Source organism: Acidovorax sp. HMWF018, assembly GCF_003061035.1.
GTDB classification, from domain to species: domain Bacteria; phylum Pseudomonadota; class Gammaproteobacteria; order Burkholderiales; family Burkholderiaceae_C; genus Acidovorax; species Acidovorax delafieldii.
This window is the reverse complement of sequence record NZ_QAIM01000518.1, coordinates 1-5,751: the sequence shown is the minus strand read 5'-3', so window position 1 is coordinate 5,751 and position 5,751 is coordinate 1. Positions and strand designations below refer to the sequence as shown.

9 protein-coding genes and 1 pseudogene are annotated in these 5,751 nt (G+C 58.0%); 6 read left to right on the top strand and 4 right to left on the bottom strand.

All coding sequences use genetic code 11. The features are described 5' to 3' along the window. Nucleotides 1-367: 367 nt before the first annotated feature. Complete coding sequence (locus tag DBR23_RS22100; RefSeq protein ID WP_108499593.1) at nt 368-649, bottom strand: H-NS family nucleoid-associated regulatory protein; 282 nt, start codon at nt 647-649, stop codon at nt 368-370. Between the two features lie 108 nt (nt 650-757). Further along, on the bottom strand, nt 758-991 hold the full coding sequence (locus DBR23_RS22095; RefSeq protein WP_108499592.1) for a hypothetical protein: 234 nt from the start codon (nt 989-991) through the stop codon (nt 758-760). A gap of 389 nt (nt 992-1,380) precedes the next feature. On the opposite strand from DBR23_RS22095, the gene DBR23_RS22090 reads away from it, so the two are divergent. After that, complete coding sequence (locus DBR23_RS22090; RefSeq protein ID WP_146191408.1) at nt 1,381-2,160, top strand: hypothetical protein; 780 nt, start codon at nt 1,381-1,383, stop codon at nt 2,158-2,160. A 32-nt stretch (nt 2,161-2,192) separates the two neighbouring features. On the opposite strand, the gene DBR23_RS22085 is transcribed toward DBR23_RS22090, so the two are convergent. Further along, complete coding sequence (locus DBR23_RS22085; RefSeq protein ID WP_108499590.1) at nt 2,193-2,498, bottom strand: helix-turn-helix domain-containing protein; 306 nt, start codon at nt 2,496-2,498, stop codon at nt 2,193-2,195. A 146-nt stretch (nt 2,499-2,644) separates the two neighbouring features. Here DBR23_RS22085 and DBR23_RS22080 point away from each other — a divergent pair, with 146 nt between their 5' ends. The 5 genes from DBR23_RS22080 to DBR23_RS32330 all read left to right on the top strand — a co-directional run bounded on the left by DBR23_RS22080 (nt 2,645) and on the right by DBR23_RS32330 (nt 5,077). After that, nucleotides 2,645-3,646, top strand: a complete 1,002-nt coding sequence (locus tag DBR23_RS22080; protein ID WP_146191407.1) for a hypothetical protein — start codon at nt 2,645-2,647, stop codon at nt 3,644-3,646. 127 nt (nt 3,647-3,773) lie between these two features. After that, the gene (locus tag DBR23_RS22075; RefSeq protein WP_060986821.1) at nt 3,774-3,995 is read left to right on the top strand and encodes a hypothetical protein; all 222 of its coding nucleotides are present in this window, start codon (nt 3,774-3,776) and stop codon (nt 3,993-3,995) included. A gap of 21 nt (nt 3,996-4,016) precedes the next feature. Beyond that, nucleotides 4,017-4,151, top strand: coding sequence for a hypothetical protein (locus DBR23_RS32160; RefSeq protein ID WP_255581832.1), 135 nt, complete (start codon nt 4,017-4,019; stop codon nt 4,149-4,151). Nucleotides 4,152-4,369: 218 nt separating this feature from the next. Next, a complete protein-coding gene (locus tag DBR23_RS29420; RefSeq protein WP_146191406.1) occupies nt 4,370-4,549 on the top strand; it encodes a hypothetical protein in 180 nt (59 codons plus the stop codon). A gap of 279 nt (nt 4,550-4,828) precedes the next feature. After that, nucleotides 4,829-5,077 (top strand): ADP-ribosylglycohydrolase family protein, encoded by a 249-nt coding sequence (locus DBR23_RS32330; RefSeq protein WP_108499587.1) that lies wholly within the window; start codon nt 4,829-4,831, stop codon nt 5,075-5,077. A 508-nt stretch (nt 5,078-5,585) separates the two neighbouring features. Here DBR23_RS32330 and DBR23_RS22060 read toward each other — a convergent pair. Continuing rightward, nucleotides 5,586-5,751: pseudogene (locus DBR23_RS22060) on the bottom strand (IS5/IS1182 family transposase); the annotation flags it as partial.

Here is a 5,751-nt window from a genome sequence, read left to right as displayed (position 1 = left end):
TCCCCGCCGCCTCAATGGATGCTGGTGGTCGGGGTGGAGGGGCCTTGGAGACCTGTGGGGGACGGATCAGGCAACGCAGTGTGCACTGAGGCTTCTGGCCTCTTGGTCTTGGATACGCAGGTGCATCCTGGATGGGGATTGGGGCACAACCAGTGTCTGGTTCCTGGGGCCTATCCGTTCCACGAAGCAGCCATGCGGGTGGCGGAGTTCCGAAGCGTGTGGTCGGCGCGTACGTTGGAGGGCAACCTGGACTGCGGGTTCGTCCTCTCGGCGATCGCTCTGCCTCACGGCAAGGGCCAGTGCGCCCAGTGATCTGGCGGGATGTCAGGCAGTGTCTACACGCTGCCTGGCTCTTTTGCAGTCCCGATCAGGCAATCACAAAGGGCGTGCGGTCCTTGCCGGCAATCCACTGGGGCGGCTTGCCCCGGCCGGACCAGGTGGCACCAGTCTCGGGATCCCGGTACTTTGCTTCCACCTTCTTCTTGGGTTTGCTCGGTTTCCAGGGGAAGACCTGCTGGGCCGTGAAGCCGAATTCCTGAACGAGTTGCAGGACGGTTTGGAGGGCCTGTTCGGACTCGGCCTTTTGGGCGTTGGCGATTTGTTCGTCGAGGAGTTTTTTCTGGGCGAGGAGTTCGGCGTAGCTGGACATGGGGGTGCGTTGGGAGTGAGTGCTGGAGTGCTGGAGTGTTGTGATTGGGTCCAAGGAGGACCCTTTAGGCACAGGGAGCACTCTACGCGAACCGGAGCCCAGGAATGCTCAGTTGGCAGTTGCAACGGGAGGAGTCGTGGCGTCTTGGGTGTCGCCCTGGCGCCATACCTGCAGGTTGGCGTATTCCCGGCCGCAACCTGTGCAACGCAGGGCTTCGGTGTAGCGCATGACTCCGGCGTCATCGCGTGCGAGCACGCGGTGGTAGCTGGTGGCACCACAGTAGCCGCAGCAGTTCCTGGCGGTGGACGGGTTCATCGAGATGGAGGCGCTCAGGTTCTTCACTCAGGGGATCTGTTCTTGGTGGGGGTCTTCGTTGCGTGCGCTTTGGATCGTACCAAGGCAACGGAGTTTGTGCAGGTCCACGGGGGAAGCTGGTCACGGGCAGGGATGTTCTCGCTCCATATGGAACATCTCACACGGTAGCGGCTGAGCTGCGGCAAAGATCTCGCAGCCACTTCCCCATCCCTGCCCGTTCAGCAATCGGTCAACCGATGGTCTTTGGTTGGCGTTCAATTGATGTATTTGCATCACATATCATTTACTAACAGAGAGGGAGTTTTATGCAGTCCATGAGAAGAAGGGTGCGGCTTGCGCCAAGCCTGGTGGTTGTTTCGTTAGCGGTGTTGGGCCTAGCTGGGTCGCTGGGCGGTTGCCAGCGCAAGGAGGCCGAAGTGCAAGCGCCGGAGTTGCCGGTGCAGACGGTTTCGGGGTTTCTGGAGATCGCTGGGGTGCTGGATCGCCGGGGGGAACAGGGGGCCGTGTTCGAGGTCAGCCCAGAGACGGGGGATCTGGTGGCGTTTGTGTTCGATCCAAAGAGTGCTCTGGGCCAGCGGCTTTTGTCGCAGTGTGTGCAGAACATGCCGTGTCTGGTCGAGGGGGTGCGGGCCAGGCCGCTGGACAGTCAGGCACCGGCCACCAAGGTCTTGGGTGAGTTGGGGTTCAGTGTTTCGCCGTCGGCTTGGCTGGGGATGATTGACGCGGGAGATGCCCGCGTGGAGTCTGCGCTGGAGGAGCCTGAGATGCAGGTCAAGACCCGGTTTGGGGTTGTGGCTGTGCAGGAGGGAGATTCTTCGGTTGTTTTAAACGGGCAAACCGTTCTATCGCCTCAGGAGGAATCCGTGCGCATCGTGCGCCATGCGCCGGTGGGTGCAGAAGATGTGCTGTTGCTGCAAAGCGGATCGGGGACCGCCTGCCCTGCCCTGTTTCAGCTCCTGGCGGTATCCGCCCAGGGGGTACAGGTGTCGCCGAAGTTTGGGTCCTGCTCGGATCGGGTGTTTGCCGTGGTCGAGGAGAAGCGGAACCAGGCACCCAGGTTGTCCATCCGGATGCTGGGGTTTGCAGGGCCGTTTGAGCCAGAGGAAGAGCAGCGTAAGGCGGCTCTGAAGATGGTGGAGTTTGTGTACCAGCAGGGGGCACTCACGCTGGACGGTAAGCCGGTGCCTTCGCAATGAAGGAGCTTGTACCTTTGCGTTTGGCCGCAGGCTCAAGCTTTGGCGGGGATCTTTCGGGCAGTTTTGCGTGCGGGCTTGATCGCTTGATCTGGGGGTTTGAGCAGGGTCCAGGGCTCAACGCCCAGGGCCTGCGCCAAGCGTTCGATGTTGGCCAGGGCGATGTTCCAGCGGCAGCGCTCGACCGCTGAGACGTAGGTGCGGTCGAGTTCGCACTCGTGGGCCAGGCGCTCTTGGGACCAGCCTTTTTCTACACGCAGTAGCCGAATCCAGTACGCGAGGATTTCGCGCACGTTGCCCGGGTCGGGCAGATGGGTCGGGGGCGTGGGTTTGGCAGACACCGCGGGAGGATGCGGTTTTGCCTTCTTTGCATCTACGGAGTTTGCATCTCCTTTGACCCTCTCTCGGAGTTTGGAGCCGTGAGTGGAGATTCAGGATTGTGATTTCTGTCGGGTTTCTTTCTTTTATCTAACAAGGAGTGGGAGTCATGCGTTTTTCTACAAGAACTTTGGGCGTGGCGTGCGCGGTCATGCTGTCGGGGTGCTTTGCGGGCGATGTGTCCGTGGTCAAGGCGAGCAGGATCACTGGGTGGTCGCAATTCACGGTGGAGCAATTGCTGGACAAGCGCAAGGCTTGCTCCAGGGTGGAGTGGAAGAGTTTCAAGGACACCAGGGATCGCAGTGTCGTCGAGTACACCTGCGAGTCTGCGGCTGGTACGGCCTATCTGCTGAGTTTGCACACCAGCGCCGTCGAATCAGCGCAAAAGAGTCTGATGGGTGCTTCGCAGCATGATGCAGCTTTTGCGGAGATGGACAAGCAACAGACCCAACTGGCCAAAGAGACCGCAGAGGAGCAGATGGGGGAATTGGCCAATCGGCAAGCGCTCATCGCAGCGCTTCAGCAGGATATTTCTCGAATTCAGGGGCTCACCTTGGCTTCATGCCGTGAGGTGAATGCCAATTCATTCAACCGGGCGATCTCTGGCTTCATCCAGAGTTTTCAAAGGGGCTGCGCGAAGGCGATCCAATACAACGAGCCTCGGGACTTGGAGATTGACAAGAATGTGTTGATCCGAGTTGCGCAGACCCAGATCTCAGACCAAGAGAGCGCCATCCAGAATCTCAAAACGCAGATTGAGATGACGCAGTCGAGGGCTGAGCAACAGGTAGCACGTGCTGAGAACAACAAGGTAGAGCGAGAACAAGCGGCTATCAAGAAGCGCAATGACGCCCAAGCAGATCTGGCTGCCTTGGAGCGCCATTGGGCGAATGTCAAAGGCGTCCGGGAAGTGTCGCAATGGGTGATGCAAGGCAAGGAGCCCATCTATCTTGGGTCGCGCATCGACTTGGTGCTGACCGACAAAACGATCGAGGTACCGGTCACTGCGCGTTTGGTGTTTAACCAGGCAGAAAAGGATGGGGAAGATCTGACCCCTGCCTATGAGTTCGCTCTTCGTGAGGCGTGGAATCGCTATCCCATGAAGCCCTGAGTGGGCGATGCCTGTGCGGTGTGGGTCAACAAGACTTTTATCGCGCGTCTTCATTGACGGAGTTTGCATCGCTATTGGCATGCATGAGCCGTCGATATGTTGCTGATTGATTGAAGGGGAGATATCGATGAAGCGTGTTGCTTGGGTTCGCTGGGTATTGGTGGGGTATTTCTTGATCGGGCTGCTGTATGCGGTCTATGCCAACAACTGGGGGGATGGGCCCTACCGGAGTTTTGCGTACCACCTCGGCCAGGGGTTGGTGTGGCCTGTGATGGTGTTGCCAGGACTGGGCAAGTTCATCGGGGGCTTGCTGATCGTTGCCATGGTGGCGTTTGTGATGGCCAGTTGAGGCTGGAAAGGAGCAAGCGCCATGGCGTTTTTGGCACAGGTGATTTTGGTGTGTTTGATGGTCTACCTGTTCTTTGCCTCGCTGGGCTTCTGGTCTGGGCTGGGAATTTTGGCGCTGTGGTTGCTCATTGGGATGGCCAACAGTGGCAAGCGGTGAGGGGCTTTGAACGGGTATGCAAAACAACAGGCGCAACTGGGAAGCTGGGTGCGCGCTTTTTTACACAAGGAGGGGTTATGCGATTGGGAATGACGGGGTCGGAGCTAATGGTTCTACAAAGCTGGATCCGTGGGTCCAGGGGTGTGATCACAGCACTCACGTTGGGTGCCGCACTGGCTTTGGTGGGGTGTTCTGGCTCGCAAGGAGAGCGCATCCTCATGAAAGGCTGCAAGGAAGGCGGTGTGAGTGACAAGGATTGCCTGTGCGCCACGCAGAAAGTCGGCACCCGGTATGACTTGAAGAATCTGCAGGAATTCATGAATGATCGGGCGATTCCGATGCAGACGCTGCAGATGGATTTTGTGAAAGCTTTGGCGATGTGTCGCCAGGCTGGGTAGTGATCTGCGGTGACGGAGCCTGAGGGCTCTTCGGAGAATGGGACTGGGCTGTGGCCTGGTCCCTGGTTCAAGGGCTTCTTTTTTTCGTCACACTTGGACGTCATTCAATCCTTACCCTACGAATGAGGTCTTGAAAAGACTATGAGGTTGTTCGGATCGGCAGAGACGTTACATGGGACCTACGGGACACAGACTCCTACCTCAGATGGTTACCGGCATTGAAGTAGATGACGCGCCCCCCCGCTGGTTACCCCACCCGACATTCGCGCTTTTCATTACATGCGGCTCGGCACTCCGTACATCGACGCACTGCAAAGTGTCCTCGGGTACGGAGGGGACACAGATACGAATGCTTGCATAGTCGGAGGACTTGTAGGTGCGCGGATCGGGATCACAGGTATTCCCCCAAACATGATCGATGCAGTGCTCAGATGCGACACGAAAAAAGGTCGTCCGCGCCCAGCCTGGCTGAGCACCCAGGACGCCTTGGAACTTACCCAGGGACTTCTGAATGAAGAAGTACATTGACCACGAGTTGGTTCAAATCGGCTGACTTGCTGGCGGCTGCCTAAAAGCTGATGTGAGACATGCGCGGAAGATGACTGGACGGCGGTGAGCGCCAACAGCGGTCATTCAGAGCCCTTGACCTCGAACAAGTGCTGCGCCGCCGACGGCAGTCGTTCGATCGCACTCCAACCAGCAAGTCCGCTTCAACGTCGACACCTGCGCAGAGTGACTGGCTCAATACGTCTCATCGCAGTGCTTACACCGTCTTGTTGACGGACTTCTTTGGACAGGTTGCTACTGCTAGAGGCACGTAACAATGCAATCAACTGTTTACGACAAGTCGCAGGGCAACCCCGTTGTGATCCGAGAGTCTGCCAGGCTCATTGCGGTCGCACCAGATATGAAGAGGTTCGCATGAGATCAGATCAGAGCTGCTCCAAATGTGATCCACGATTGCCCTATCTGCGGCCCTTGTCGCGCGAATGTCTTCCAGCGTGTGTCAGGTAAGGCCAATGCTGGTTAGGGCCTGTTAACACAAATTACGAAGGCCGTCGGCCACCAGCACGAAGCTGAGAAAGCCCAGGAACATCGAATCGAGCTTTTCGAACCGCGAGAAGATGCGACGGTAACCCTTCAAGCGCCGAAACAGTCTCTCGACCTCGTTGCGGCGCTTGTACATCGCCCGGTCGTATTCC